This window comes from Rhizobium sp. WYCCWR 11152, assembly GCF_013087615.1.
In the GTDB taxonomy this organism is placed as follows: Bacteria; Pseudomonadota; Alphaproteobacteria; order Rhizobiales; family Rhizobiaceae; genus Rhizobium; species Rhizobium indicum.
Map to the genome: position 1 here is coordinate 616899 of NZ_JABFCP010000006.1, position 24829 is coordinate 641727.

A 24829-nucleotide genomic window follows, 5' to 3' on the forward strand; every position below is an offset into this window, starting at 1 on the left:
ATGTGGACAAGGCTCTACGCCCTGATCGTCAAGGAGCTGCTCGCCGTCCTGCGTGATCCCAAGGGCCGCGCCATCCTGATCGGCCCACCGATCGTCCAGCTTCTCGTCTTCTCCTATGCGGCGACGCTCGAAGTCCGCAATGTCGACGTGATGATCCTCAACCGCGACAGCGGTCACTGGGGCCAGGAACTGATCGAGCGCATCGATGGCTCGCCGACCTTCCGGAAAATCGAGATTGCAGGAAGCCAGGCGGAGGTCCGGGTGGCGATCGACAACCAGACGGCCATTGCCGCCGTTGAGATCGGCCCGGACTTTTCGCGCAATATTGAGGCGGGAGCGCCGGCCGACCTGCAGGTGGTGCTCGACGGCCGCCGCTCCAACGCCTCGCAGATCGTCGCGGGCTATCTCTCGCAGATCGGCGCCGCCCTCGCCGCCGAGACGCCGGCCGGCAAACGCGCCGGTGCCGACATCGTCTCGACAGTGCCGCGCAACTGGTTCAACCCGAACCTCACCTATCAATGGTTCATGGTGCCGAACCTGATCGCTAGCATCGCGCTGCTGATCGGCCTCATCGTCACGGCGCTGTCGATCGCTCGCGAGCGCGAGCTCGGCACCTTCGACCAGTTGATGGTCTCGCCGCTGCGCATCCACGAGATCCTGATCGGCAAACTGATCCCGCCGATGATGATCGGCCTCTTCCACATCACCGTCTATATCCTGGCCGCCGTCTTCCTCTTCGACGTGCCGCTGCGTGGCTCGCTCTTCCTGCTATACGGCAGCGCAATCTTCTATTTGGGCTCGGTCGCCGGCCTCGGCCTGTTCATCTCGGCGCTGTCGATGACACAGCAGCAGGCGATCCTCGGCGCCTTTCTGTTCATGGTCCCAGCCATGCTGCTCTCCGGCTTCGCGACACCGATCGAGAACATGCCGGGCTGGCTGCAGCCGGTAACGCTCGTTAATCCGCTGCGCTATTTCCTGGTGATCGTCAAAGGCGTTTTCCTCAAGGATATCCCGTTGAGCGAGGTGGTGAACCAGACGATCCCGCTGGCGCTGATTGCCGCCGTCACCCTCAGCGCCGCCGCCTGGCTCTTCCGCCGGCGGCTGGAATAATCAATGCTTCGGCCGCCTCACAGAATGTGAACCGGCCTTCCAAAGCGTGACTCTCTCCTGCCGGAACCTCGGATTGGCGCGGTCGTTACCCAAGCGCAACCCCAGCAAAGGAGAAGCAAAATGTACAAGATCCTACTTGTCTCCAGCGCCCTTGCGCTGTCGTCGCTCGCCACCAATGCGCTGGCTGACGGAGCCGTGACCGGTGCAGCCGGTGGCGCCATCACCGGCGCAATCGTCGGCGGCCCCGTGGGTGCCGCCATTGGCGGCGTGGCCGGCGGTGTCGCCGGTGCCGTTGTTGATCCGCCGCCGCGCGAGGTCGTCACCTATGTCCAGCAGCAGCCGGCCCCGACCGCCTCCGTGGTCGTCCAGGAACCAATTGTCGTCGGCAAGCCGCTTCCGGCAGACGTCGTCGTGACGCCGGTGCCTGACAATCCGAAATATGCCTATACGGTCATTAACAATCAACACGTGATTGTCGAACCCCGCACCCACCGCGTGGTGCAGGTGATAGAATAATCAGGCAACCGAAGCCGCCTGTTGCGGCTCGGCAACTTCCGGTCCCGCTTCGGCGGGGCCGTTTTTCGTGCCTTTGCGAAAACCCATTGTGCTTGTCGCCGGTTAAGCCCTGTAGGCGACGAGTACGGCGCCTCCCGCAATCAGAATGACGCCAAGCCAGTTCGGAAGCGTTAGGCGTTCGCCGAGGAACAGCACCGCAAAGACGGACACGAAGACGACGGACAGCTTGTCTATCGGCGCGACGCGGGCGGCATCGCCGAGCTTCAGGGCTCGAAAATAGCAAATCCAGGATGCGCCGGTGGCAAGGCCGGAGAGCACCAGGAAGAGCCAGCTCCTGCTCGACACCGAGGACGGCTCCTGCCAGCTGCCTGAGATATGGACCATCATTCCCGCCGCCAGCAGGATGACGATGGTGCGAATGAAGGTCGCGAAATCGGAATTCACGTTCTCGACGCCGACTTTGGCAAAAATCGCCGTGAGCGCAGCAAAGCCGGCGGAAAGAAGCGCCCAAAGCGGCCAGCTTGTCAGAAGGCTTTTCATGCGGCTTGCCCTGTTATGCCTCAAACCTACCAGAGGCAGGAAAAACAAGAATATAGACTGCCTTACGAAGATATGCGGCGAGGAAACCGCTCACGACGTTCCTATCGTGAGCGGTTCGATATCTCGTCAGACCTTCAGTTCGCGCCGCTCGCGCTCGGTCACCATCGCAAGGTCGAGCACCTTCTGCAGGTTGGCGGCGTGGCGGAAGTTCGGGTCCGGCTGGATGCCGCTTGCCACGGCCTCGGCAAAACGCTCGTAATTGGTCGCCACCGGTTCAACTTCGATCTGCGTCCAGGTGGCAGTTTCGACACCCTCGCCGAGGCAGCCATGCAGCTCGGAACCGCTGGGACGATGGATGACCTCGAGGCTGCCCCTCTCGCCATAGATGCGCAGCTTCAGCTCGTTCAGATGCCCTGTCGCCCAGCGGCTGGCGTGGATGACGCCGAGCGCGCCATTGGCGAAATCGACGGACATGGTGAAGCTATCATTGGCATCGAGCAGATATTCGCCGATCTGGCCGCCCGGCGCCTTGTTGAAGGTCTTCAGCCGCGCAAAGACGTGGTCGATGTCGGTCGCCGCGCCATAGGCGGCAAAATCGAGGATATGGATGCCGACGTCGCCGAGCACGCCGTTCGAGCCGTGGCCGGTGGAAAGCCGCCACAGCCAGGTCGATTCCGTGCGCCAATCGCCCCAGGCACGCGACACCAGCCAGCTCTGGAGATAGGAAGCTTCCACGTGCCTGATCGTGCCGAGTTCGCCGGCGAGCACCATCTCACGTGCGCGCTGCAGCGGCGCGACGTTGCGATAGGTCAGGTTCACCATGTTGATGACGCCGGCCTTTTCGGCCGCCTCCGTCATCTCAAGCGCCTTCGCATAGTTCTCCGCCAGCGGCTTTTCGCAGAACACATGCTTGCCCGCGGCAATCAACGCCATCGTCGTCGGGTGATGGATCCGGTCGGGCGTGACGTTCGTCGCCGCATCGAATTCACCCCAGGCGATCGCCTCTTCCAGCGAAAGAAACCGCTTTTCGATGTTGAACTTATCGGCGAAGGCCGAAAGCCGCTCGGGATCGGTGTCGACGGCGCCGACCACCGTCACGCCGTCGATGAGGGGGAAGCGGGCGAGCTGGTTTTTCGCCATCACCCCCGTGCCAAGAACGAGTAGTCGCATGGATGCTCCTCAGCGGTAACCGGCTTCGCCGGTCTGGTGCAGTCTCGGGCCGCGTTCGACGATCGGCTCCAGTGCTTTTTCTACCGGCACATTTGGGGCATCGGTAATGCTCTTCAATGCACCCTCGGGATTATAGGCCCACCTCACACCGTTGATCAGCACCTTCTGGACATTGACGTCGTGATAGGTCGGATAGGTTTCGTGGCCGGGACGGAAATAGAAGATGTTACCGGCGCCGCGCCGCCAGGTCAGGCCCGAGCGGAACACTTCGCCGCCCTGGAACCAGGAGATGAACACCGTTTCGAGCGGTTCAGGCACCGAAAACTGCTCGCCGTACATTTCCTCGTTCTCAAGCTCGAAATGCTCGCCGATGCCGGCGGCGATCGGATGGCGCTGGTTGATCGTCCACAGACGCTCGCGCTCGCCCGCCTCGCGCCATTTCAGCGCGCAGGGCGTGCCCATCAGCCGCTTGAAGATCTTGGAGAAATGGCCGGAATGCAGCACCAGCAGGCCCATGCCTTCCCAGACGCGTTTGGCGACACGCTCGACAACGACGTCGGAGACCGCGCCGTGATCCTTGTGGCCCCACCAGGTCAGGACGTCGGTTTCGGCAAGGCGGACTTCGCTGAGGCCGTGCTCCGGCTCCTGCAGCGTCGCTGTCGTCGCCGAGATAGCGGGATCTGTGTTCAGCGCATTGGCGATCGTCGTGTGCATGCCCTCGGGATAGATCCCCCGGACGATTTCGTTGGTATTCTCGTGGATATTCTCTCCCCAGACGACGGTGCGAATGGCCATGATGTGCTCCTGTAGAACCTGGAAGTATCGATAGGCGGGAAAGCAGAAGAATTCAAAGCGCTTTGGAAAACGGCGCTGGCTGCGCCTCGTCTCCTCCACGTCCAAGGAACACATAGACCTTTGTCAGTATTTTGACAAAGGGGAAAATTTACCGGCCGAAGACAGAAAAACCGCCTGGCAATATCGCAGCAATATCAATGCGAAACCGATTTAGAAAATAGATTGACGACCAAAACGCCGGATATGATCAGCCCGAGCCCGACGATTGCCGGCAGGTCGAGGCGCTGCTTGAAGAACACCAGGCCGACCGAGGAAATCAGTACGATTCCCAAAGCGCTCCAAATTGCATAAGCGATACCGACGGGGATGCTTTTCAGCGTCAACGACAGGCAATAGAAGGCGGCCGCATAACAGGCGACGACGAGTGCCGTCGGCCCGATGCGGGTGAACTGCTGCGACAGTTGCAGCGCGGTCGTGCCGATGACCTCGAGCACGATGGCTGCAAACAGCAGCCCGTAGACGGCGGCCTGGCTCATGGCGAATTCCCTTTCGAATTACTTGCCGGTCAGTTCGACAAGGCGATCGATGAGATCCCGCCTCAGAACGCCGTTGATATCATGGCTTTCCAACGTATCTGCGAACCAAAGTCCGTCGGCGGCGAAACGCACGACCTGTGCATCGAGGGAGGAATCGGTGCCGATATATTCCTCGGCCCGCGCCTGCACCCATTGGCGCCAGCGAAGACGCAGTCGAGGTTCGGCAAGAAGCGCGATCGTCACCTGCGTCCAACTCCTGGAATCGTCGGGACGCTCGTTGAGACCGGATACCGCTCTCAGATAGGCGCGGGTGAAGCGGCCCTGCGGCAACGGATCGCCGCGCATCAGTTCCTCTACATCGGCGTCGAACTTTTCGAGCAAGCTCTCGAACAGGGCATCGAGCAACGCATTCTTCGTTGGGAAGTGATGCAGCAGCCCGCCCTTGCTGACGCTGGACGCGGCAGAAACCGCATCGAGCGTGACGGCCGCCATGCCGTCGCTGGCAGCAAGGCGCGCGGCGACCTCCAGCAACTGCTGGCGCACGAGCACGGGCTGTTTCTTGCGATGATGAGCGTTCGACATTCAGCTAATAGATACCGTCCGGACGGTTTTGTCAAGGAGAATCGGCCGCAACCCCCGCTGTCCGGCATTATGCGCGAAATGCCGCGGCACCTTGATGACAGTTGCGATCATTTTCCGCCCGGTGCATGAAGAGGCCGGGGAATGTCGAGTAATGGCGATGGGATCGGGGATGGTTTCGTGACGGAGAAGGTCACCACACTCTATGAGGCGATCGGGGGCGATCCTGTCGTGCGAGCTCTGACCCACCGTTTCTACGAGCTGATGGACACGCTGCCGGAGGCGAGAAACGTGCGCGCTGTGCATCCGCCGAGCCTTACGGGCAGCGAAGAGAAATTCTACGAATATATGAGCGGTTATCTCGGCGGCCCGCCGCTCTATACCGACAAGCGCGGCCATCCGCGCCTGCGCAGCCGCCATTTCGTCGCCGAGATCGGCCCTGTCGAGCGTGACGAGTGGCTGCTCTGCTTCCGCCGCGCCCTGGACGAGACGATATCGAGCCAAGCGCTGCGCGATCTCATCTGGGCGCCGGTGGAACGGCTCGCCTATCACATGCAGAACAAGGCCCCCGACAACAAGGCCCCTGACGACAAGGAACAACCATGAGCTTGAACGCGCGTCTGGAGCCGGTGCTCTATCTCTTCGCCGGCCTGTTTGGCGTAGCCGGCGTGGCGCTTGCCGCCCTTGCTGCCCATGGCGGCGAAGCCAATCTGGCGGCATCCGCATCTGCCATGTGCCTTGCCCACGCCCCTGCCCTGCTGGCATTGGCTCTCGGCAACGTCAGGCTCAGAACCGCCTGGCTGGCCGGTTTGCTGATGATTGTCGGAACGCTGCTTTTTGCGGGCGATCTCGTCACCCTACGCTTTTCCGGCTCCGGCCTCTTCCCCTATGCCGCGCCGAGCGGCGGCTGGGCGATGATGCTTGGCTGGCTGGCCATTGCGGCAGGCGCGATCTTCCGGGTTAAGGCGTGAGAAGCGTCGGGGGCAGCTCCCTTCCTGAGGACGCGCTCGTAAAATTGCTCGCGGCATATAGAGGCGGCTGACGGGAAGCTTCGCCTCACCTCCCTCATCCCTGTGCTCGTCACAGGGATCCAGCGCACCCAAGTCCCTGGGTGCGAAAGACTCTTCTCGGCGGGATTGATTCATTCACGGCGCAGACGCGCCGTGGCTGGATTCTTGTGACAAGCACAGGAATGACGGAGGGGGAGGTGCAGAGCGAATGCAAAAACCAAGCATTAGCGAGGCAAACTACTTAACCTCGATCAGTTCCAGCCGGCTTGCTCCTGCAAGTCGAAGCCTCAACACCCGTGCGTCGCTTTCCCGCCTTTACACATGAAACCGCAACAACCAAAATCAAATGCCGTCGACCACGTTGAAACCCTCGAAGACCGGCGGCCCCTTGTAGATCGCCTTGTGATCGCCGGCATTGCGGTGCGCCGCGCGAAAGCTCTCGGACTTCGTCCAGTTCTGAAAATCAGCTTCGCTTTTCCAGACCGTATGCGAGGAATAAAGCGTATAGCCCTCCTCTTCGTTGGCCTTGCCGCGCAGCAGGCGGAATTCGACGAAACCGGGCACCTCGGGCAGGCTGGAATCGCGATTGCGCCAGACCGTCTCGAAATCGCCTTCGCTGCCGGTTGCAACCTTGAAGCGGTTCATTGCGATATACATGGAATCTCCCTACGCCTTCCTCTTGCCCGCCCTTGCAGAACGCAAGGGAAAGGCGAGAACATTATCGCCGTTTGCCGCTGCTGGGCCAAGCGGTCTTGTTGTCGCTTCCCCGGGCATGCGCGCTTCCCAGGTCGGGAACAGCGTCACATTCTTGTAAATCTGCTGGCGTTCGGCATGCTGCTGGAAAAGTTCGTAGAGTTCGGGCACGAGGCCCTCGCCTGTCTGCGCGGCGAGCTTATGCAGGCCGATCATGGTGAAGCCGTCGGGGCGCTGGTCGTTCATCGGGAATTGTCTCGTTCGTTCATCGTCTGCAGCGCACGCTCCAGGCTGGACTTGCTGCCGTTGCGAAGCGGGATGAAGGTCTTGCCGAATTTCTTGCAGCCAGTCTTCACACGCAGGCAGGCATCGTGGCTGATACAGTCGATCGGGCAGAACACGCAGTCGACCGAGGGAAGGACGGTATCGATGCGGGAAACCGCTTCGCGCAACCCGCCGTCATGATGAATGAGCTCGGCGCCGAAATTGCTGGCGATCTGGCGAAGATGCGCCACCTGGCAGTCACGGCCACCGACATAGAGGAAACTGCGGCCATCCAGTTTGGACCGTCCGAGGGATGCCTGACCAGCTTCCTCGCCCGCGCTATCGCGGACCTCCCGGTTCGAACCCTTCTTGCCCTTGCGAGCCATATGCCACCCGTTCGCTCGTTGATCGTCACACGATTCCTGCGTGTGCGGGTGGACCTTATTAAACTTGATTTTTAGAGTAAAGTATAAAGTTGATTGTTTTTATCATATTTATCGAGCGGTGACTTGGACAGGAAAACTGTACGAGCGCGAGGATCCGGCCCAGTCATCCGGCATAGCAGGAAGATTACAGGAAGCGATCCGGGACAAAACGGCGCTGTCCACCTCGGCCAAGCCCGAACCTCGGACAAGGCCTGATGCGGTGACATCTCCGTTGCGATTGATCGTAATGCGGACATTCAAGGATGCAGAATTGCGACGATATCGCGATTCAATCCGGTCAACGCAACGGAACAGTCGCGAGACGATCTTGCCCTTGTAATTGGCTTCGGATGCACCGCCCGATCCACTCCGTCCGCCCGACGTGCGTGAATTATTATCTGAATTGGCGTCTGCCTGCCCGTCCGCGGCGCCCCTGCGTGACTCCTGTTTGGCCTCTCCCTCTGAACCCTGTGCCTTCTTCGGGGGCTGCTTTCTTTCGATCGGCTTCTTTTCTACAGGCTTTTCCAACTTCGGTTTCGGCTGCGGCGTGACGATCTCTGTAGGCGGCTCCGGCTCGGGAGAAATCGCGGCCGTCTCGACAGGCTTGATCTCTTCCGGTTCGGATTGCATCGCGGTTGCGACGGGTGGCTCGGTGGATGTTATCGGCATCTCCGGGGATTGCTCCGGCACCACTGTCGACATTGGCTGCGCAACTGAAGTTTCCGCAGGAGTTTCCGATACCAGCACCTCTGGTTCCGCGGTGGTCACCGTCTCCGCTGACTGACGCGTGACTTCTTGCGTGGGCTGAACGGCTTCGACCGGCTCTGCATCGGTCGGCTGGACAGTTTCCCGTTGGACGGCCTCCGGCTGCATTTCCGTTGTTTCTACTGGCTTGCCCGTGTCGGGTTCGACAGCTTCCGGAACAATTTCTTGCCGGATGGTCACCTCGGTCTCGCCAGCGGCGCTCTGATCGGCGTCAGAACTGCCGAGCATGACGACGCTGATCGCTTCGCCCGCCTCCATCAGCGTCTCCTCCGGCGCCTTAGGGAAAGCAATGATCAATACAGCGGCCAGCGTCGCGTGGAAAATCAGCGAACTAACGCAGGCGAGCGCCACCCGTCGCCGCGCTGGCTTCTTCTCGTCTTCCTGCTTTTCCACCGCCGCATCCATCGGCGGCGCAGGAACGGAGGTTATCGGCTCGGCTTCCGGATGATCGGGAAAGGAGGGTATCTGCGCGAAACGCGCGTAGTGGACCACAGCCTCGCCCGCCGGCTGCCGCTGCACATTGCGCAGGTCGGAAAGCTCGTGGCCGGGATGCATGTTATTGTCGTTCAGACCGCCGTCAGCGTCCGGCTCCCCGATGAGCACCTGTCTCGATCTGGTCTTCGCTGAAATTGCCATTTGTATGCCTCGGACAGCCTGAAACATGTCCGCCGGGAATCGTTCCCGGCGTATCCTTAGCCCTCGAAGGGAACGGAAATCTGTGAACGGGTGACGAGACCCTTCATGCATTCGCCCGCCGCCGGGCCGTCGCAGACCGGCGTGTCGTTGATGATGATGCGGGTGACCGTCTCGCACTTCACATTCGGCATATCGAACTGGCGCACGCGCTTCTTGCCCTGCGGCAGATCGCGGAAGTCGAGCACGGTGATGCGGTCGACGGAATTCTTGTCGTTGAAGAAAGCGAGCTCGAAGGAGATCTTGTTGATCGGGGTCTGGAGATTGTTCTCGGCGACAAAAGTCATCATGCAGCCCTTTTGCGATGGCGCCAGAGCGTTGAGTTCGACATTCAGCTTGGCGGTTGCCGCATCCTGCGCCTGGCATATGCCTGAAACCGCCATCACCATGCCGGCTGCAACAGCCGCAAACCTAACCGTCATCATCTTCTCCGCCATTGTCGCGAACCGCCGCCAGGCGGCCTCATATCAGCAATCTCAAAAACTTGACTGCAATAGTCTCCTATTGCGTCTTTAAAAAACTATGAGTAATAAAGTCAAGATAATTGTCATCACAACCGGGGACCCCGATCGCCGGCCTCACGGAATTTCCAACCGAAATGATGGTTGAAAAGCCAGATAACTTTAAGCATGTGCCGCTGCAGAGCGAGCCTGCGGCGCAGCACCGGATCGTCGAAAGCGCGGATCTTTTCCGCGGCACGAACGAGATCATGATAAGACATGACGGCTTGGTCTATCGCCTGAAGATCACCCGTCAGGGCAAGCTCATTCTCAATAAGTAGGGTAGGACATGACCGAACAGACAAGACCGGCGCCAGCCGAAATCCGTGCGTTTCGCGCCGAGAATCCGAAAATGCGCGAGCGTGACATCGCCGCCCAATTGAAGATTTCCGAGGCAGCGCTCGTCGCCGCCGAAACCGGCATCAGCGTGACCCGCATCGATGGCAGTGCGCTGAAGCTTCTCGAACGCGTTGAACGCCTGGGCGAAGTGATGGCGCTGTCGCGCAACGAAAGTGCCGTTCACGAGAAGATCGGTGTCTTCGAAAACATCAAGAGCGGGGCGCAGGCCGCGATCGTTCTCGGCGAGAATATCGACCTACGCATCTTCCCGAGCCGCTGGGAGCATGGTTTCGCCGTATCCAAGAAGGATGGCGATCAGGAGCGCCTCAGCCTGCAATATTTCGACAAGGCGGGCAACGCCGTGCACAAGGTGCACCTGCGCCCAAGCTCGAATGTCGACGCCTATCACGCAATCGTCGCCGAGTTGAAGCTGGAAGACCAGTCGCAGGAATTTGTCGAGGCTGAAACCTCGAACGCCGCCGATGAGATCGCCGACGTCAGCCGCGACGAACTGCGCGACAACTGGAGCAAGCTCACCGATACACATCAGTTCTTCGGCATGCTGAAGCGCCTGAAGATCGGCCGCCAGGCGGCCGTGCGCACCGTCGGCGACGACTATGCCTGGAAGCTCGACAACAGCGCGCCGGCAGAGATGATGCATGCCTCGGTGAAATCCGGCCTGCCGATCATGTGCTTCGTCGCCAATGACGGCATCGTCCAGATCCATTCCGGCCCGATCTTCAACGTGCAGCCGATGGGGCCGTGGATCAACATCATGGATCCGACCTTCCACCTGCATCTGCGCCAGGATCACATCGCCGAGACCTGGGCCGTGCGCAAGCCGACCACGGACGGCCACGTCACCTCGCTGGAAGCTTACAATACCGAAGGCGAGATGATCATCCAGTTCTTCGGCAAGCGGCAGGAAGGTTCCGACGAACGCGCCGAGTGGCGCGAGATCATCGAAAACCTGCCGCGGGCAGCAAGCGTGGCCGCATAAGGATCGCAACGATGACGATGCGTAACAATCTGCGCCGGATCCGCCCTTTGGAACTGGCCCTGACGGCGGCGGTCATGGCGCTGCCGCTGATCCCGACGGCGCGGACGGTCGATGGCTTCGCCTTCATCCGCGCCGCCCACGCCGAAGAAAAGAAGCTCGACACGTCGCGCCTGGTTTCTGTCGGTGGCGACATCACCGAGATCGTCTATGCGCTCGGCGAGGAAAACCGGCTGATCGCGCGCGACACGACGAGCATCTATCCGGAGGCGGCGCTGAAGCTGCCGAACGTCGGTTACATGCGCGCGCTCTCGCCGGAAGGCATCCTCGCTATGAACCCGACCGCGATCATCGCCGTCGAAGGTTCGGGCCCGCAGGAGGCGCTGGCCGTGCTGAAAAATGCCAGCGTGCCCTTCGAGGCCGTGCCGAGCGCCTTTACCCGCGACGGCATCATCGCCAAGATCGACCGTGTCGGCACGCTGCTGGGCGTGCCCGACAAGGCGAAGGCGCTTGAAGAAAAGGTCGCCGCCGATCTCGACGCGGCGATCGCCGATGCCGAAAAACGCCCGGAGGCCGAGCGCAAGCGCGTTCTCTTCATCCTCAGCGCCCAGAACGGCCGGATCATGGCATCGGGCACTGGCACGGCCGCCGATGGCATCGTCAAGCTCGCCGGCGCCATCAACGCCGTCGGCGCATTTCCGGGCTACAAGCCGCTGACGGACGAGGCGATCATCGAAGCCAAGCCCGACATCATCCTGATGATGAATCGCGGCGATGGCGCCGGCACCAAAAACGAGGACCTGCTGGCTCAGCCGGCGATCGCGCTGACGCCGGCAGGCGAGAAAAAAGCGATCATCCGAATGGATGGCGTCTACCTGCTCGGCTTCGGCCCGCGCACCGCCGCCGCCGCGCGTGAGCTCAACACGGCGATCTACGGGGGCTGATCATGGCCCTGCCGCAAGCCATGATGGAACAAAGGCGACAATTCCCGATGGCGGACATCCGCGAAATCAGGCAGGCGGGCGACAGGACGCGGCTCGCCTTGCTGGCGATCGCGCTGCTCGTCGCCGGCTCGGTCTTTTCGATGCTGTTTTCGGTGACGACAGGCGCCTCGGATGCCTCGATCCTCGACGTCATCAGCAACATGGCCGGCTCCGAGACGGCGCTCAGCACGCGTGACCGGATCATCATCTTCGATATCCGCCTGCCGAGGGCGATCCTGGGCTTCCTGATCGGCGCCTCGCTTGCCGTCTCCGGTACGGTGATGCAGGGCCTGTTCCGCAATCCCCTGGCCGATCCCGGCCTCGTCGGCGTCTCCTCCGGCGCAAGTTTTGGCGCGGTTGCGATGATCGTCCTCGGTGGCGGTCTCGCAGCGCCAATCGAGGCGCTTCTCGGCATCTACGCTCTGCCGACAGCCGCTTTCGGCGGCGGCCTCGTCACGACGCTGCTGCTCTACAGGATCGCCACCCGTCACGGACAGACCTCGGTGGCGACGATGCTGCTTGCCGGCATTGCACTCGGCGCACTCGCCCTCGCCATCACGGGACTGCTGATCTACATGGCCAACGACCAGCAGCTACGCGACCTGACCTTCTGGAGCATGGGTTCGCTTGCCGGCGCCACGTGGACGAAGATCGCCGCCGCCAGCCCGATCATCCTGTTGTCCTTCACCGCCCTGCCCTTCATGGCCCGCGGCCTCAATGCCATCACGCTCGGCGAGGCGGCCGCCTTTCATATGGGCGTGCCGGTGCAGCGGCTGAAGAATGTCGCGATCGTCGGCGTCGCCGCGGCGACCGGCGCGTCCGTCGCCGTCAGCGGCGGCATCGGTTTCGTCGGGATCGTCGTACCGCATATCCTGCGCATGGCGATCGGCCCCGACCATCGTTTCCTGCTGCCGGCCGCAGCGCTGCTCGGCGGCTCCCTGCTGATCTTCGCGGATGTCCTGGCCCGCACCCTGGTCGCCCCGGCCGAGCTGCCGATCGGTATCATCACCGCGGCGGTCGGCGGCCCGTTCTTCCTGTGGATCCTGCTGAGGCAGCGTTCGCGCCTTGCCCTGTGAGTGATGTCGTGAGTGACCCCCGTGAGTGACATTGCGATGATCGAAGTTTCCGGCGTCTCCGTGCGCCTTTCCGGCAAGACCATCATCAGCGACGTCGCCTTCACGGCAAAGGCCGGCGAGCTGACGGCGATTGCCGGGCCGAACGGCTCCGGCAAGACGACGACGATGAAAGCCATCTCCGGCGAACTTGCCTATGGCGGCTCGGTACGCATCGGCGACGACGAGGTGAAGGCGCTGAAACCCTGGCAGCTTGCCGCCATTCGTGGGGTGCTGCCGCAGGCAAGCACCATCTCCTTTCCCTTTACCGTGCGCGAGATCGTCCGCATGGGCCTGACATCAGGCCTCAACCTGCATCCCGACAAGGCCGAGCAGACGGCGGCGGCAGCGCTTGCGTCCGTCGACTTGACCGGCTTCGAAGGTCGTTTCTATCAGGAGCTCTCCGGCGGCGAGCAGCAGCGTGTGCAGCTTGCCCGCGTGCTCTGCCAGATCGCCGAGCCCGTCGTCGACGGCAGACCCTGTTGGCTGCTGCTCGACGAGCCGGTCTCGAGCCTCGATATCAGCCACCAGCTGACCATCATGACGCTCGCCCGCAATTTCTGCGAACGCGGCGGCGGCGTCATCGCCGTTATGCACGATCTCAATCTGACCGCACTCTTTGCCGACCGCATCGTGCTGATGAAATCCGGCCGCCTCGCCGCCGCCGGCAGCATCGGTGAAGTGCTGACGAACGAAACGATGCTCTCGGTGTTCGGCTGCGCGCTGCGGATAAACCAGGTACCATCAGACGGCACGCCCTTCGTGCTCGCCCACAGCGCCGTTTCCCGCCCCTGAGCACTGCGCGGGCGGAACTTTTGATCGTCCGGCACGTTGTCGGCAGTGATCTGGGTCAATGCCGGGCGATATCATTCATGCAACGGACGGTGGTGACCCTCGTGCGAAATAGGCGGGCTTGCGCGCGCCCCAGCCAATGGAGACAGCCATGAGCTATTCTATCTTCCAGTCCGGCCGCAGTCGCCGCAACGGTACCTTCCACAATTTGGAATCCGGCATCGAGGAGCAGGTCGAGGCGCTTCGCGACGAACTCGCGGAACTGACACGCCTTGTCGGCAAGAGTTCGCGCCATCAGGGCGAAAAATTCCGCAGCCAGGCCGGTGCCGGCTATGAAGAACTGCTCGGCCGCAGCGAGGATCTGCTGCGCGAATTGCAGCAAGGCTATGAGCGCGGCGCGACGGAAATGCGCGATACCGTGCGCAAGCATCCGCTGGCAACCATCGGCGCCGCGGCCGTTTTCGGCCTTGCCATCGCCTTCCTCGCCCGGCGCTGAGGAAGCGCGATGCTGTTTTCGATCCTCAGCCTGCTGACGGGCGCAAGCGTGCACCGGACCGTTGCGCGCGCCAAGCGCAATAGCATCTTCATTGCGCTTGCCGTGCTTTTCCTCCTCACCGCCTACGCGCTGACCGTCACCGCCGGCGCCATCTGGCTCGCCGGCATCTACGGCCCGGTCGGCGCTGCCCTTTTCCTGGCCGCCTGCGCGCTGCTGATCGCCATCATCGCCCTGGTGGCGATGTCGAGCATCAACGCCAGGGAAGCACGCCGCGCCCGTGAACGCCGTGCGGCGGTGGAATCGCTGGCAACGGTCGGGCTCGGTCTTATCCGCGCCCAGCCGCTCCTGACTGCCGGTGTTCTGGCAGCAATCGTCGCGGCCAATCTGGTGGGCTCGAAGCGCGAGGATTGATGGGGGACTGGCTCCCCTGATCGTTCTAAGAGAAAGGACGAGGAGAAGCATCCCAGCAGAGGATTGGGCTACGACGCCGACCCCTCCCTCATTCCTGTGCTTGTCACAGGAATCCAGCCACGGCGCGTCCGCGCCGTGAATAAACCAATACCAAGTGGAAAGAGTCTTTCGCGCCCAAGGACTTGGGCGCACTGGATTCCTGTGACAAGCACAGGAATGAGGGTGGAGAGGTAGTGCTTCGAATGGCCGTCCATCCCGTGGACGCGTCCTTCACACACCGCCAAACACAAAAAAGCCGGCGCCCGAAGGCGGCCGGCTTTCCTCCCAAATACAACTCCTGTCAGAACGCGAAAGCCTTCGATGTCAGCGGCGCCGAGGTGGCGTCGGGGCCGAAATCAGCCTCGCCTGATATCTGCAGCAACTCCTGCAGCCGCTGACGGGCCCGGTTGACGCGGCTTTTGATGGTACCCACGGCGCAGCCGCAGATTTCGGCCGCCTCCTCGTAGGAAAAACCCGAGGCGCCGACGAGGATGATCGCCTCGCGTTGATCCGGCGGCAGCTGGTCGAGCGCCTTCTTGAAGTCCTGCAGATCGAGCGCACCATATTGCGAGGGGTGCATCGCCATCGATTCGGTAAACAGCCCGTCGCTGTCCTGCACTTCGCGGCCGCTCTTGCGCATCTGGCTGTAGAGTTCGTTGCGCAGGATCGTAAAGAGCCAGGCCTTCATATTGGTGCCCATCTCGAAATGATCCTGCTTGGCCCAGGCTTTCATGATGGTGTCCTGGACGAGATCGTCGGCACGGTCGTGCCGCCCGATGAGCGAGATCGCGAAGGCGCGAAGGCTTGGGAGTGCCGCCAGCAGTTCCCGCTTGAAGCTGGGTTGCGATTTGTCTTCCATGCGGCGATCCTATTCGGCCATCTTGGCAGAAGCCATCATTTCAGCATGGTCGAGCTTTTCGAGAAGGTCGAGAAAACGATCGGGAATCGCCTCATCCTGAGCGGCCGAATAGAGCGACCGCAGCCTGACGCCGATCTGGTTGTTCGGGTCCAGGATGTCGCTTGCCCGCAGCTCCAGCTTTCGCTGATCGGCTGCTTCTTTCTTGCGTGTAGTCATCAATTCGTCTTCTCGCCGGTTGTCTGTTCGAGGAGCGTGGATGGGATCAAAAACGATTTCAACCATCGACATCGAACGTTCCATTGTCGATGTCGCTGGCATTTGCAGTTGCATGGGTCAAAACGCTACGCCCTTTCTTCGTCGGCTGGAATAATGCGGCGCAACGAAAAAAGTTCCTGCCGTTCCGGAACTTTTTTATCAAGGCGGCGTTAACCGCTCATTGAAGCCAATGCCGGCCTGTATGCAGGAGCCCATTAATGACACTTTCTACTCGGATTGCGCCGCACCTTCCTTATCTGCGCCGCTATTCCCGCGCCCTTACCGGCACACAGACTTCGGGCGACGCTTACGTCGCCGCCGTTCTCGAAGCCATCATCGCCGATCTGTCGATTTTTCCGGATACGGCGAATGACCGGGTCGCACTCTACAAACTGTTCACGCAACTGTTTGGTTCCACCGCCGTCCAGATTCCAGAGCCGACCTCGCCCTATGCCTGGGAGCAGCGCGCCACGCTGAACCTTTCCAAGGTTTCGCCGCGCGCCCGTCAGGCCTTCCTGCTCGCCTCCGTGGAGAATTTCCGCGTCGCCGAAATCGCCGAAATTCTGGAAACCGAAGAACAGGATGTCATGCATCTGCTCGACGTTGCGTCGCAGGAGATTTCCCGTCAGGTCGCAACCGATATCATGATCATCGAGGACGAACCGCTGATCGCCATGGATATCGAGCAGATGGTCGAGAGCCTCGGCCATCGCGTCACCGGCATTGCCCGTACGCATGCCGAGGCCGTGGCGCTTTACAATAAGACCAAGCCGAGCATGGTGCTGGCCGACATCCAGCTTGCCGACGGCAGCTCCGGTATCGACGCAGTCAACGACATCCTCAAGACGTCGAGCGTACCGGTGATCTTCATCACCGCTTTCCCGGAACGGCTTCTGACCGGCGAGCGCCCGGAACCGACTTTCCTTGTCACCAAGCCCTTCAATCCCGACATGGTCAAGGCACTGATCAGTCAGGCTCTTTTCTTCAATGAATCGACCAGAGTAGCCGCCTGAGACGCAATTTTCCGGCCTTCGGAACCAAATCGCCAAAGCAGGCGTTCCGGTGCTACCGGGACGCTCCGGTGGCTTTAACGGTTTTTTGCAGCGCTTTGTTCTAAAGTTGGCAGGCGGTGTCTGGAAGGGCGCTCCCTTCAGCGACGTTCAAGATGTCACAAGGAAAGGCGGCCGAGTGAATACGACTGAACCATTGTCCGGCATGCCTTTCACCTTTGAAGGCAAAGCCGCAATGATGGAACGCGCGCTCGGCAGCGCCGGGATTTCGATCCTCTGCCAGGACGCCCGACTGTCGATCTTCTACGCCGAAAATCTGCCGCCGCATTTCGCGTCGCTCTTTATGCCCGGCGGCAGCGACGCCGCCCTTTTTGGCGACGCCCATGGGCAATATCTGACTGCGCTGAAACACAAGGTGCTGGAAACCGGCATCCCTAACAATGCCGAGGTCGAGATCGACGTTGACGGCGAAACGCGCACTTATGAACTGAAGATCCAGCGCACCGGCGAACGCGGCGCATATGGACTTCTTTCCGTCATGGCTGAAGTCACCGAAAGCCGGCATCGCGAAAAAGTTCTGAAGTCGTTGCTGCGCGAACTCTCACACCGCTCGAAGAACCTTCTCGCCATCATCCAGGGCATTGCCACGCAGACGGCGCGCAACACGCTCTCTCTCGACAGCTTCCTCCTTAAGTTCCGCGGACGGCTGCAATCGCTGTCCAATTCGCAGGACCTGATCACGGATTCGAGCTGGCGCGGCGCCTACCTCTTCGAACTCGCCGAAAAGCAGTTTGCCCCCTATTGGCCGGAAACGGCCGGCTCCATGCCGATCTACGGGATCAACGCTCACCTGACACCGAATGCCGCCGTACATCTCGGGCTCGCCCTCCACGAACTCATCGTCAACTCCGCCTCCTTTGGCGCGATATCAGGCGGCGCCGCCTCCATCACGCTGAATTGCCGCGAAGCCATGATCAACGACAGGAAGGCGATCGAAATCGCCTGGGCGGAAGTGCTGCATGATCAGTCGGAAATCCACGAATTCAGCGACAACAGCTTCGGACGTACCGTGCTGGAGCGTGTCGTGCCCTCGTCGGTCAATGGCAAAGCGGAGTTGAACCTCATTCCCGGTCGCATCGAATATCGTTTGACCATTCCGGAAAGCGAATTCGAGATCTTCAAGCGCGTGTGAAAAGCCGGGAGGCAGCCGAAAACAGAAAAACAGCCGGTGCGAGGGCGGCGCACCAGCTGTCTTCACTCACCGGGAGGGGACCGTGAGTACGTCCGGATAGTGGGTTGGGGGCGCGCATGTTGGGTCGATGCGATCACCATCCGGATATCGCAATAACGACGACATCAAACTTTGGTTCCCTGCCGCCAACAAAAAATTCGACTTTTTTGAATCTTTTTTCGGATGCCTTTCTCGTGTCGAACACCCAGTCATTTCACCCATCACCGTCGGGTAAATTCTCCTAACGAAAACAGTGCATTACTTGGGAGGCCACAAGAGAAAATCGTAAAAATTTTACCGTTTGATAAATTTTTAAACCTGAGTTACGCTTTCCCTCACAGGCCGTTTACCAATAATGAGGGAACTTCAATGGAACGACTGGAAACCGGGATTCATGCCGGCCGGCTTTCGCCCGCCGAGTATGAGGCTAATTTTTCCGATCTTCATCCGCGCCTCGACAATCACGAGGCGCTGGTCGCCGCTGACCGCTGTTATTTCTGTTATGACGCGCCATGCATGACGGCCTGTCCCACCTCGATCGACATTCCGCTGTTCATCCGCCAGATTTCGACCGGCAATCCGATCGGCTCGGCAAAGACGATCTTCGACCAGAACATCCTTGGCGGCATGTGCGCCCGCGTCTGTCCCACCGAAGAACTCTGCGAACAGGCCTGTGTGCGCAACACGGCTGAAGAGCGGCCCGTCGAGATCGGCCGCCTGCAGCGTTATGCGACCGATGCCGCCATGCATGCCGGGCGGCAGTTCTATGCCAGGGCTGAACCGAGCGGAAAGACCATCGCCGTTGTCGGCGCAGGCCCGGCCGGCCTTGCTGCCGCCCATCGTTTGGCCGTGAACGGCCATTCCGTCGTCATCTATGATGCCAGGGAAAAATCCGGCGGCCTCAACGAATACGGTATCGCCACCTACAAGACGGTCGACGACTTCGCCCAGAAGGAAGTCGATTACGTCCTCTCGATCGGCGGCATCGAGGTTCGGCATGGGCAGCGTCTCGGCCTCGATTTTTCGCTTTCCGATCTGCAGGCGCAATATGACGGCGTCTTCCTCGGTATCGGTCTTGCCGGCGTCAACGCGCTGCGCATCGAGGGCGAAAACCTTGCGGGCGTCGACGATGCCGTCGATTTCATCGCGGCCCTTCGCCAGGCCGAAGACAAAAGCGAAATCGCCATTGGCCGCCGCGTCGTCGTCCTTGGCGGCGGCATGACGGCGATCGACGCTGCCGTGCAGGCAAAGCTGCTCGGCGCCGAGGAGGTGACGATCTGTTACCGTCGTGGCAAGGAACAGATGAACGCCTCCGAATTCGAGCAGGATCTGGCAAGCTCCAAGGGCGTCATCATCCGGCACTGGCTGGCGCCGAAATCGATCCTGTCGCAGGACGGCAAAGTCGCCGCTATCGAGGTGGAATATACGACGCTTCTCGAAGGCCGCCTCGTCGGCACCGGCGAAACCGGTGTCATTGCCGCCGACCAGATCTTCAAGGCGATCGGTCAGAGCTTTGACGCCTCTGGTCTCGGTTCGCTGCGCATGGAATCCGGCCGCATCGCCGTCGATGGCGAAGGCCATACCTCGCTCGACGGCGTCTGGGCCGGCGGCGACTGCGTCTTCGGCGGAGACGATCTCACGGTTTCGGCCGTCGCCCACGGGCGCGACGCGGCTGAATCCATCCATCGTGGCCTCACCGCAGCAGCCGCTCCGGCTGTCGCGGTTGCTTGAAGGGGAGAATGAACAATGGCTGATCTCCGCAATAATTTCGTCGGCATCAAATCCCCGAACCCGTTCTGGCTGGCGTCTGCGCCGCCGACCGACAAGGCCTACAACGTCGAGCGCGCCTTCAAGGCCGGCTGGGGCGGCGTGGTCTGGAAGACGCTGGGCGAGGAAGGCCCGCCCGTCGTCAACGTCAACGGCCCGCGCTACGGCGCGATCTGGGGCGCCGACCGCCGCCTGCTCGGTTTGAACAACATCGAGCTCATCACCGACCGCGACCTCTATACCAACCTGCGGGAAATGAAGCAGGTGAAGATGAACTGGCCGGATCGGGCGCTGATCGCCTCGATCATGGTGCCCTGCGAGGAAGAGGCCTGGAAGGCGATCCTGCCGTTGGTTGAAGAGACCGGCGCCGACGGCATCGAGCTTAATTTCGGCTGTCCGCACGGCATGTCGGAGCGCGGCATGGGTTCCGCGGTCGGCCAGGTGCCTGAGTATATCGAGATGGTCGTGCGCTGGTGCAAGCAGTACACCCGCATGCCCGTCATCACCAAGCTGACGCCCAACATTAGCGATATCCGCCGCCCCGCCCGCGCCGCCAAGGCCGGCGGCACCGATGCCGTCTCGCTGATCAACACGATCAATTCGATCGTCTCCGTCGATCTCGACAACTTCGCCCCCAACCCGACGGTCGGCGGCAAGGGCAGCCATGGCGGTTATTGCGGCCCGGCGGTAAAGCCGATCGCGCTCAACATGGTGGCCGAGATCGCCCGCGATCCTGAAACCTATGGCCTGCCGATCTCGGGCATCGGCGGCATCACCACCTGGCGCGACGCGGCCGAATTCCTCGTGCTCGGCGCCGGCAACGTCCAGGTCTGCACGGCGGCGATGACCTACGGTTTCAAGATCGTCCAGGAGATGATCACTGGCCTCTCCGACTGGATGGACGAAAAGGGCCATCGCAGCCTCGAAGATATCACCGGCCGCGCCGTGCCCAACGTCACCGACTGGCAATATCTGAACCTCAACTATATCGCCAAGGCGAAGATCGACCAGGACGCCTGCATCAAATGCGGCCGCTGCTACATCGCCTGCGAGGACACCTCGCACCAGGCGATCACCAACTTCGTCGATGGCGTTCGCCATTTCGAGGTGATGGACGAGGAATGCGTCGGCTGCAATCTCTGCGTCAGCGTCTGCCCGGTCGAGAACTGCATCACCATGGAGCAGCTTCCCGCCGGCACCCTCGACAAACGCACTGGCCGCGTCGTCGACCCGAACTATGCCAACTGGACCACACACCCGAACAACCCGATGGCGCGCCAGGCGGCGGAGTAAGGATCTGCGACGCCGCGGAGATCTGCGGCGGGTCATGACCAGTGAAATCGGCGCCCTTCATGAAAGGGCGCCGTTGTTGTTTGTGGTCAGGCCACGCTATTCCCGATTACAGCTTGAAAGTTTTGACCTCGTTGCCGCGCTCGATGGTCCGGTTGGCGATGAAGCGCCCGGATTTGGCCGCCTCCTGCTTTTCCGCCTCGATATGGCGCAGCATCGCCTCAAGACGCCGGAGCGCCAGGGCTTTGTTGCGGTGCTGGGAACGCTCGTCGCGCGCCGTCGCGACGAGACCGGTCGGCCGATGCAGGACACGAACCGCACTGTCGGTCGTATTCTGATGCTGCCCGCCCGGTCCGCCGGCCCTCAGCGTCTCGAAACGCAGGTCGGCTGGATCGATCGTCACCTCGCCACCTTCCGGTTTGGTATCGATACGCTGAACCGAGACGTACCAGTTCTGCCGTTTGTGACCCGGACGCACCTGGCTCCTGAAGGTGAAGCGGATCGTGCCGCAATAGTCACTGGCAATCTGCTCAGCCTCGAAACCTTTGAGGCTGACGATCGCTGACTTCGCACCGTGCTGATCCGGCATCGGGCCAAGGCTGGTCTCGAAAGAGCAGCAGAGCCGAACGGCCTCCCGTTCGAGGATGCCGAGAAGCGCCGACAGCGCCATGCGGCATTCCACCGGGCCGTTGCCTGCGGTAATGAGAAGATCAATAGCGCTCATGGCCACGTCCTCCTTCCCTGCGATATTCGGGTTTTCGCCGGCGCTGCTCAACCTCCGCTTCATCAACCGCCTTCTTGAAGGTGACAAGCGGCCGAAAGCTGGCAAGCCTCACGACCAGGCTCTCGTTTTCCAGATCGGTCACCACCTGCCCGGCATCCTTGTATGCGGATGCCGCCTCCTCGACGACAAGGGAGCGATCGTCGCAGATGGCGATACCGCCCCAGGAATTGCGCAAGAGCTGTTCTCGTTCGGAGCGATTGCGGCCGACACGCCCGTGCATGGTGGCGCGGTCATATTTGCGACCGGCCCCGTGAGAGATGCCACCCAGCGAACGGGCAACGCCAGCGGTCGGACGAACCACATAACTGAGGCTCGCTCGAGATCCCGCAATCGGCGCGAGTTCGCCGGCTACGACCGCTGCCGCACCCTTGTAGTGTACAAAACCACGATCGGACGGGCGAACGAGATTGTGCGGCACGTCGGCGATGAGACGCAGATCGGCATGAAGCGCTGCGGCCGCCCGTTCTGCGATCAGCCGTCGGTTCAACGATGCCCAGGCAACGCACTGGTCATGGCGCATAAGCCAGGCGGCGCCGGCTTCCGAACCGGGATCAAGACCGACTGCGAGCCCCGAATGAGCGGCCACCATCTCCGAGAATATGGTGGCGCCAAGAGAGCGCGAACCGGAATGAACCAGCAGATAGAGCCCCTGATCATCGAGACCGTCGGCAGACCCACCTTCGGCGAGATTCTCCACAGCCTGCAACTCGCAGAAATGATTGCCGCCGCCGATCGTGCCGAGAGCACCGGGTGTCAGATCAGTGGGCAGACCTGCCTCCGTGAGAAATTCCGCGGCATCTCCGATCGCCTGCGTTTCAAACCGGCGAAGCCGTTCCGCCGCCCTGTCGATCTTCAGTTTGCGCAGCGGAAGATCCAAGCCGAAGAGCGACATGCCGCAGCCGATATCGTTGCCGATCAGCAGCGGGTGCAGCCGAGAGGACAACAGTGCCACGCCGGTCGCACCATATTTGCCCGGGTGCAAATCTGGAAAGGCGGCGATCTCCAAAACGCCCGGCAGGCGGGACATTTCGTCAAGTTGATCTAAAGCGGCGCCTTCGATCCAGGCGCTACCGGAAAAGAAACGATTGATGAGTGCCGGATGTGCCGACGACGTCATCGGGGAGCTTCCGCTCCCAATGGAATTGCCCATGATAATGAACTCTGGATATGAGTGGTCTTTCATCGCCAAAAACGGCGATGTTCAACCGGCATTCATCGACCCGTTGGCCGAGTTAAGCCGAAACCCTCTCGGGGCGTGCTGAGATATTCGTCATCGTGGCGCTCCCTTTCCAGAAACATCGAGAGCGCCCCTTTAGGTGAAATGGCAAAGAAATGCAAGCATGGGATGCTCTAATCACCGAATGACTTCCGATAGGCACTCGGGCTCGTTCCAAGGCGCCTGCGGAAATGATGCCGCATCGTCGCCAATGTTCCAAAGCCGCTGGCGGCGGCGATATCGTCGAGCGAAACCGCAAGTTCCTTTTCCAGCAGATCGCGGGCATGTCGCAGCCGCTCCTTCAGCAGCCATTCGCCGACGCTGAGACCCGTCGTCGCTTCGAAGCGCCGCTGGAAGGTGCGCATGCTCATGCCCGCTCTTTTCGCAAGTAGGCCGATCGGCTGCTCCTCGGAAAGGCTTTCGCGCATCCATTCGATCAGCGGCCCCAAGCGGATGCCCTCGCGTTCCACGGGAACCGGCGCGTGAATGAACTGCGCCTGTCCGCCTTCGCGGTGCGGCGGCACGACGAGGCGTCTTGCCACGCTGTTTGCAGCTTCCGAACCGAAATCGCCGCGCACCACATGCAGGCAGAGATCGATGCCGGCAGCACTGCCCGCCGCCGTCAGCAGGCTGCCTTCGTCCATGTAGAGAACGTCGGCATCGAGCGTGATGTCGGGATAACATGCGGCGATCGAGGCGACATAGCGCCAATGTGTCGTCGCCCTGCGGTTGGCAAGCAGCCCCGATCCGGCAAGAACCGCAACGCCGGAGCAGAGCGACATGATGCGCGCGCCGCGCTGATGAGCCGCCTTGAGTGCTACGGCGAGCGGTGCCGGCACCGGCGCATCGATTGCCCGCCAGCCGGGCACGACGATCAGGTCCGCCTCATGAAGCACCTCCAGCCCCTTGTCGACCGCGACCGTCAGCCCTCCCGCAGCGCGAAGCGGTCCTGGTTCGATGGCGCAGACCGAGAAGCGATACCAGCCCTCACCCATCTCCGGGCGCGGCAGGCCGAAGACCTCGTAGGCGATGCCGAATTCGAAGGTGCAGAGCCCGTCATAGGCAAGCGCTGCGACCAGCGGTCCTTTGGTCTGCTGTGGCGATAAGTTTGGCATGATCTTTACGCTGTCAGTCATGATGGCCAATTTCGCAAAGCTTTAGCATCGGCGATACCAGGCGGCAATTCGAACCCAAAAGGAAATCGCAAATGCCAAGCCCCGTCGCAGAAATCCCCGCCGCCGCCGCTGATATCGCCACTGCCCATTATGCAGCCAAGCTTGCCTTCGAGACCGATTGCTCCGATGTTCACGCCGCCTTTGCGTCGGGCAAGGTCGATTTCGTTCTTCTCGACGCGCGCTCACCGACGCTCTTCGCACAGTCCCGCGTTCCTGGCGCCCTCAACCTGCCGCATGGCAAGATGACCGCGCATCGCATGTCGGCCTGGCCCTCCGACACGCTGTTCGTCGTCTATTGCGCCGGCCCGCATTGCAACGGGGCGGACAAGGCCGCACTTCGCCTCTCCCGTCTCGGCCTGTCCGTGAAGCTGATGATCGGCGGCATGACCGGTTGGGCCGATGAAGGCTTCTCCTTCGAGCAGGGCGTTTCCACTGCCGCCTGACGACAGCACCGCTTCAACACTTTGAATCGCGATC

Annotated in this window: 31 protein-coding genes; 16 read left to right on the forward strand and 15 right to left on the reverse strand. The window is 61.3% G+C overall.

The genetic code is table 11. The annotated features are described in order from the left end of the window. Together G9X67_RS08900 and G9X67_RS08905 are read left to right on the forward strand one after the other, a co-directional pair. The gene (locus tag G9X67_RS08900; RefSeq protein WP_138330248.1) at nt 1-1110 is read left to right on the forward strand and encodes an ABC transporter permease; all 1110 of its coding nucleotides are present in this window, start codon (nt 1-3) and stop codon (nt 1108-1110) included. Between the two features lie 120 nt (nt 1111-1230). Continuing rightward, nucleotides 1231-1626, forward strand: a complete 396-nt coding sequence (locus G9X67_RS08905; protein WP_003542187.1) for a DUF1236 domain-containing protein — start codon at nt 1231-1233, stop codon at nt 1624-1626. 102 nt (nt 1627-1728) lie between these two features. Here the strand turns inward: G9X67_RS08905 and G9X67_RS08910 are convergent, their stop codons facing one another. The 5 genes from G9X67_RS08910 to G9X67_RS08930 all read right to left on the reverse strand — a co-directional run bounded on the left by G9X67_RS08910 (nt 1729) and on the right by G9X67_RS08930 (nt 5249). Beyond that, nucleotides 1729-2166 carry an EamA family transporter gene (locus G9X67_RS08910; RefSeq protein WP_138330247.1) on the reverse strand — a complete coding sequence of 146 codons (438 nt, stop codon included), beginning with the start codon at nt 2164-2166 and terminating at the stop codon, nt 1729-1731. 126 nt (nt 2167-2292) lie between these two features. Further along, nucleotides 2293-3336, reverse strand: coding sequence for a Gfo/Idh/MocA family oxidoreductase (locus G9X67_RS08915; RefSeq protein WP_138330246.1), 1044 nt, complete (start codon nt 3334-3336; stop codon nt 2293-2295). 9 nt (nt 3337-3345) lie between these two features. Next, nucleotides 3346-4131, reverse strand: coding sequence for a ThuA domain-containing protein (locus G9X67_RS08920; RefSeq protein WP_171598521.1), 786 nt, complete (start codon nt 4129-4131; stop codon nt 3346-3348). 194 nt (nt 4132-4325) lie between these two features. Further along, entirely contained in the window at nt 4326-4667 is a 342-nt protein-coding gene (locus G9X67_RS08925) for an SMR family transporter (protein ID WP_168253327.1), read from the reverse strand. Between the two features lie 18 nt (nt 4668-4685). After that, nucleotides 4686-5249 carry a TetR/AcrR family transcriptional regulator gene (locus tag G9X67_RS08930; RefSeq protein WP_171598522.1) on the reverse strand — a complete coding sequence of 188 codons (564 nt, stop codon included), beginning with the start codon at nt 5247-5249 and terminating at the stop codon, nt 4686-4688. 177 nt (nt 5250-5426) lie between these two features. On the opposite strand from G9X67_RS08930, the gene G9X67_RS08935 reads away from it, so the two are divergent. Both G9X67_RS08935 and G9X67_RS08940 read left to right on the forward strand, forming a co-directional pair. Then, nucleotides 5427-5852, forward strand: a complete 426-nt coding sequence (locus tag G9X67_RS08935; protein WP_171598588.1) for a group II truncated hemoglobin — start codon at nt 5427-5429, stop codon at nt 5850-5852. Next, nucleotides 5849-6217, forward strand: a complete 369-nt coding sequence (locus tag G9X67_RS08940) for a DUF423 domain-containing protein (RefSeq protein WP_171598523.1) — start codon at nt 5849-5851, stop codon at nt 6215-6217. The genes G9X67_RS08935 and G9X67_RS08940 overlap by 4 nt, the downstream gene beginning before the upstream one ends. Before the next feature lie 381 nt (nt 6218-6598). Here the strand turns inward: G9X67_RS08940 and G9X67_RS08945 are convergent, their stop codons facing one another. The 5 genes from G9X67_RS08945 to G9X67_RS08965 form a co-directional block, all read right to left on the reverse strand. Continuing rightward, complete coding sequence (locus G9X67_RS08945) at nt 6599-6913, reverse strand: antibiotic biosynthesis monooxygenase (protein WP_027663899.1); 315 nt, start codon at nt 6911-6913, stop codon at nt 6599-6601. A 9-nt stretch (nt 6914-6922) separates the two neighbouring features. Then, nucleotides 6923-7195: a hypothetical protein gene (locus tag G9X67_RS08950; protein ID WP_138330241.1), complete on the reverse strand. Its 273-nt coding sequence runs from the start codon at nt 7193-7195 to the stop codon at nt 6923-6925. Further along, on the reverse strand, nt 7192-7599 hold the full coding sequence (locus tag G9X67_RS08955; RefSeq protein WP_138330240.1) for a DUF2325 domain-containing protein: 408 nt from the start codon (nt 7597-7599) through the stop codon (nt 7192-7194). Before G9X67_RS08955 ends, G9X67_RS08950 begins: the two co-directional genes overlap by 4 nt. 108 nt (nt 7600-7707) lie before the next feature. Next, a complete protein-coding gene (locus G9X67_RS08960) occupies nt 7708-9039 on the reverse strand; it encodes a TonB family protein (RefSeq protein WP_171598524.1) in 1332 nt (443 codons plus the stop codon). Between the two features lie 56 nt (nt 9040-9095). Continuing rightward, nucleotides 9096-9518 (reverse strand): hypothetical protein, encoded by a 423-nt coding sequence (locus tag G9X67_RS08965; RefSeq protein WP_138330238.1) that lies wholly within the window; start codon nt 9516-9518, stop codon nt 9096-9098. A gap of 176 nt (nt 9519-9694) precedes the next feature. Here G9X67_RS08965 and G9X67_RS08970 point away from each other — a divergent pair, with 176 nt between their 5' ends. The 7 genes from G9X67_RS08970 (at nt 9695) to G9X67_RS09000 (ending at nt 14726) form a co-directional block, all read left to right on the forward strand. Then, a complete protein-coding gene (locus G9X67_RS08970; RefSeq protein WP_012758649.1) occupies nt 9695-9877 on the forward strand; it encodes a hemin uptake protein HemP in 183 nt (60 codons plus the stop codon). Nucleotides 9878-9885: 8 nt separating this feature from the next. Then, nucleotides 9886-10935 (forward strand): ChuX/HutX family heme-like substrate-binding protein, encoded by a 1050-nt coding sequence (locus tag G9X67_RS08975; RefSeq protein WP_138330237.1) that lies wholly within the window; start codon nt 9886-9888, stop codon nt 10933-10935. 11 nt (nt 10936-10946) lie between these two features. Further along, entirely contained in the window at nt 10947-11876 is a 930-nt protein-coding gene (locus G9X67_RS08980; RefSeq protein ID WP_138330236.1) for an ABC transporter substrate-binding protein, read from the forward strand. 2 nt (nt 11877-11878) lie between these two features. Next, nucleotides 11879-12991 (forward strand): iron ABC transporter permease, encoded by a 1113-nt coding sequence (locus G9X67_RS08985; RefSeq protein WP_138330235.1) that lies wholly within the window; start codon nt 11879-11881, stop codon nt 12989-12991. A 36-nt stretch (nt 12992-13027) separates the two neighbouring features. Then, nucleotides 13028-13822, forward strand: a complete 795-nt coding sequence (locus tag G9X67_RS08990; protein WP_138330673.1) for a heme ABC transporter ATP-binding protein — start codon at nt 13028-13030, stop codon at nt 13820-13822. A gap of 148 nt (nt 13823-13970) precedes the next feature. Continuing rightward, nucleotides 13971-14315, forward strand: a complete 345-nt coding sequence (locus G9X67_RS08995; protein ID WP_138330234.1) for a DUF883 family protein — start codon at nt 13971-13973, stop codon at nt 14313-14315. A gap of 9 nt (nt 14316-14324) precedes the next feature. Further along, nucleotides 14325-14726 (forward strand): hypothetical protein, encoded by a 402-nt coding sequence (locus tag G9X67_RS09000; RefSeq protein ID WP_138330233.1) that lies wholly within the window; start codon nt 14325-14327, stop codon nt 14724-14726. A gap of 340 nt (nt 14727-15066) precedes the next feature. Here G9X67_RS09000 and G9X67_RS09005 read toward each other — a convergent pair whose 3' ends face one another. Next, entirely contained in the window at nt 15067-15624 is a 558-nt protein-coding gene (locus G9X67_RS09005) for an RNA polymerase sigma factor (RefSeq protein ID WP_003542247.1), read from the reverse strand. 9 nt (nt 15625-15633) lie between these two features. After that, the gene (locus G9X67_RS09010) at nt 15634-15840 is read right to left on the reverse strand and encodes a NepR family anti-sigma factor (RefSeq protein WP_003542250.1); all 207 of its coding nucleotides are present in this window, start codon (nt 15838-15840) and stop codon (nt 15634-15636) included. Between the two features lie 257 nt (nt 15841-16097). Here G9X67_RS09010 and G9X67_RS09015 point away from each other — a divergent pair, with 257 nt between their 5' ends. The 4 genes from G9X67_RS09015 (at nt 16098) to preA (ending at nt 21180) form a co-directional block, all read left to right on the forward strand. Next, on the forward strand, nt 16098-16892 hold the full coding sequence (locus G9X67_RS09015; protein ID WP_003542253.1) for a response regulator: 795 nt from the start codon (nt 16098-16100) through the stop codon (nt 16890-16892). A 193-nt stretch (nt 16893-17085) separates the two neighbouring features. Continuing rightward, entirely contained in the window at nt 17086-18081 is a 996-nt protein-coding gene (locus G9X67_RS09020; protein WP_171598589.1) for a sensor histidine kinase, read from the forward strand. Nucleotides 18082-18489: 408 nt separating this feature from the next. Beyond that, nucleotides 18490-19851 (forward strand): NAD(P)-dependent oxidoreductase, encoded by a 1362-nt coding sequence (locus G9X67_RS09025; protein WP_138330232.1) that lies wholly within the window; start codon nt 18490-18492, stop codon nt 19849-19851. 15 nt (nt 19852-19866) lie between these two features. Further along, nucleotides 19867-21180, forward strand: coding sequence for an NAD-dependent dihydropyrimidine dehydrogenase subunit PreA (gene preA, locus G9X67_RS09030; protein WP_138330231.1), 1314 nt, complete (start codon nt 19867-19869; stop codon nt 21178-21180). 106 nt (nt 21181-21286) lie between these two features. Here the strand turns inward: preA and prfH are convergent, their stop codons facing one another. The 3 genes from prfH to ftrA all read right to left on the reverse strand — a co-directional run bounded on the left by prfH (nt 21287) and on the right by ftrA (nt 24313). Next, entirely contained in the window at nt 21287-21901 is a 615-nt protein-coding gene (prfH, locus tag G9X67_RS09035; protein WP_094087574.1) for a peptide chain release factor H, read from the reverse strand. Further along, entirely contained in the window at nt 21888-23078 is a 1191-nt protein-coding gene (locus G9X67_RS09040) for an RNA ligase RtcB family protein (RefSeq protein ID WP_246705381.1), read from the reverse strand. Before G9X67_RS09040 ends, prfH begins: the two co-directional genes overlap by 14 nt. Nucleotides 23079-23311: 233 nt before the next feature. Next, the gene (gene ftrA / locus G9X67_RS09045; RefSeq protein WP_138330229.1) at nt 23312-24313 is read right to left on the reverse strand and encodes a transcriptional regulator FtrA; all 1002 of its coding nucleotides are present in this window, start codon (nt 24311-24313) and stop codon (nt 23312-23314) included. Nucleotides 24314-24384: 71 nt separating this feature from the next. Here ftrA and G9X67_RS09050 point away from each other — a divergent pair, with 71 nt between their 5' ends. Continuing rightward, nucleotides 24385-24795, forward strand: coding sequence for a rhodanese-like domain-containing protein (locus G9X67_RS09050; RefSeq protein WP_138330228.1), 411 nt, complete (start codon nt 24385-24387; stop codon nt 24793-24795). Nucleotides 24796-24829: the final 34 nt, after the last annotated feature.

Excerpts from the sequence above, each read along its gene's own strand:
- G9X67_RS08965 (WP_138330238.1), bottom strand. The coding sequence starts at position 9,518 with ATGACGGTTAGGTTTGCGGCTGTTGCAGCCGGCATGGTGATGGCGGTT.
- G9X67_RS09040 (WP_246705381.1), bottom strand. The coding sequence starts at position 23,078 with ATGACGTCGTCGGCACATCCGGCACTCATCAATCGTTTCTTTTCCGGT.
- prfH (WP_094087574.1), bottom strand. The coding sequence starts at position 21,901 with ATGAGCGCTATTGATCTTCTCATTACCGCAGGCAACGGCCCGGTGGAA.
- G9X67_RS08985 (WP_138330235.1), top strand. The coding sequence starts at position 11,879 with ATGGCCCTGCCGCAAGCCATGATGGAACAAAGGCGACAATTCCCGATG.
- G9X67_RS08960 (WP_171598524.1), bottom strand. The coding sequence starts at position 9,039 with ATGGCAATTTCAGCGAAGACCAGATCGAGACAGGTGCTCATCGGGGAG.
- G9X67_RS08955 (WP_138330240.1), bottom strand. The coding sequence starts at position 7,599 with ATGGCTCGCAAGGGCAAGAAGGGTTCGAACCGGGAGGTCCGCGATAGC.
- G9X67_RS08930 (WP_171598522.1), bottom strand. The coding sequence starts at position 5,249 with ATGTCGAACGCTCATCATCGCAAGAAACAGCCCGTGCTCGTGCGCCAG.
- G9X67_RS08990 (WP_138330673.1), top strand. The coding sequence starts at position 13,028 with ATGATCGAAGTTTCCGGCGTCTCCGTGCGCCTTTCCGGCAAGACCATC.
- G9X67_RS08910 (WP_138330247.1), bottom strand. The coding sequence starts at position 2,166 with ATGAAAAGCCTTCTGACAAGCTGGCCGCTTTGGGCGCTTCTTTCCGCC.
- G9X67_RS08940 (WP_171598523.1), top strand. The coding sequence starts at position 5,849 with ATGAGCTTGAACGCGCGTCTGGAGCCGGTGCTCTATCTCTTCGCCGGC.
- G9X67_RS08915 (WP_138330246.1), bottom strand. The coding sequence starts at position 3,336 with ATGCGACTACTCGTTCTTGGCACGGGGGTGATGGCGAAAAACCAGCTC.
- G9X67_RS08945 (WP_027663899.1), bottom strand. The coding sequence starts at position 6,913 with ATGTATATCGCAATGAACCGCTTCAAGGTTGCAACCGGCAGCGAAGGC.
- G9X67_RS09015 (WP_003542253.1), top strand. The coding sequence starts at position 16,098 with ATGACACTTTCTACTCGGATTGCGCCGCACCTTCCTTATCTGCGCCGC.
- G9X67_RS08950 (WP_138330241.1), bottom strand. The coding sequence starts at position 7,195 with ATGAACGACCAGCGCCCCGACGGCTTCACCATGATCGGCCTGCATAAG.
- ftrA (WP_138330229.1), bottom strand. The coding sequence starts at position 24,313 with ATGACTGACAGCGTAAAGATCATGCCAAACTTATCGCCACAGCAGACC.
- G9X67_RS08925 (WP_168253327.1), bottom strand. The coding sequence starts at position 4,667 with ATGAGCCAGGCCGCCGTCTACGGGCTGCTGTTTGCAGCCATCGTGCTC.
- G9X67_RS09010 (WP_003542250.1), bottom strand. The coding sequence starts at position 15,840 with ATGACTACACGCAAGAAAGAAGCAGCCGATCAGCGAAAGCTGGAGCTG.
- G9X67_RS09025 (WP_138330232.1), top strand. The coding sequence starts at position 18,490 with ATGGAACGACTGGAAACCGGGATTCATGCCGGCCGGCTTTCGCCCGCC.
- G9X67_RS09000 (WP_138330233.1), top strand. The coding sequence starts at position 14,325 with ATGCTGTTTTCGATCCTCAGCCTGCTGACGGGCGCAAGCGTGCACCGG.
- G9X67_RS09005 (WP_003542247.1), bottom strand. The coding sequence starts at position 15,624 with ATGGAAGACAAATCGCAACCCAGCTTCAAGCGGGAACTGCTGGCGGCA.
- G9X67_RS08905 (WP_003542187.1), top strand. The coding sequence starts at position 1,231 with ATGTACAAGATCCTACTTGTCTCCAGCGCCCTTGCGCTGTCGTCGCTC.
- G9X67_RS08975 (WP_138330237.1), top strand. The coding sequence starts at position 9,886 with ATGACCGAACAGACAAGACCGGCGCCAGCCGAAATCCGTGCGTTTCGC.
- G9X67_RS08970 (WP_012758649.1), top strand. The coding sequence starts at position 9,695 with ATGATGGTTGAAAAGCCAGATAACTTTAAGCATGTGCCGCTGCAGAGC.
- preA (WP_138330231.1), top strand. The coding sequence starts at position 19,867 with ATGGCTGATCTCCGCAATAATTTCGTCGGCATCAAATCCCCGAACCCG.
- G9X67_RS08995 (WP_138330234.1), top strand. The coding sequence starts at position 13,971 with ATGAGCTATTCTATCTTCCAGTCCGGCCGCAGTCGCCGCAACGGTACC.
- G9X67_RS08900 (WP_138330248.1), top strand. The coding sequence starts at position 1 with ATGTGGACAAGGCTCTACGCCCTGATCGTCAAGGAGCTGCTCGCCGTC.
- G9X67_RS09050 (WP_138330228.1), top strand. The coding sequence starts at position 24,385 with ATGCCAAGCCCCGTCGCAGAAATCCCCGCCGCCGCCGCTGATATCGCC.
- G9X67_RS08920 (WP_171598521.1), bottom strand. The coding sequence starts at position 4,131 with ATGGCCATTCGCACCGTCGTCTGGGGAGAGAATATCCACGAGAATACC.
- G9X67_RS08980 (WP_138330236.1), top strand. The coding sequence starts at position 10,947 with ATGACGATGCGTAACAATCTGCGCCGGATCCGCCCTTTGGAACTGGCC.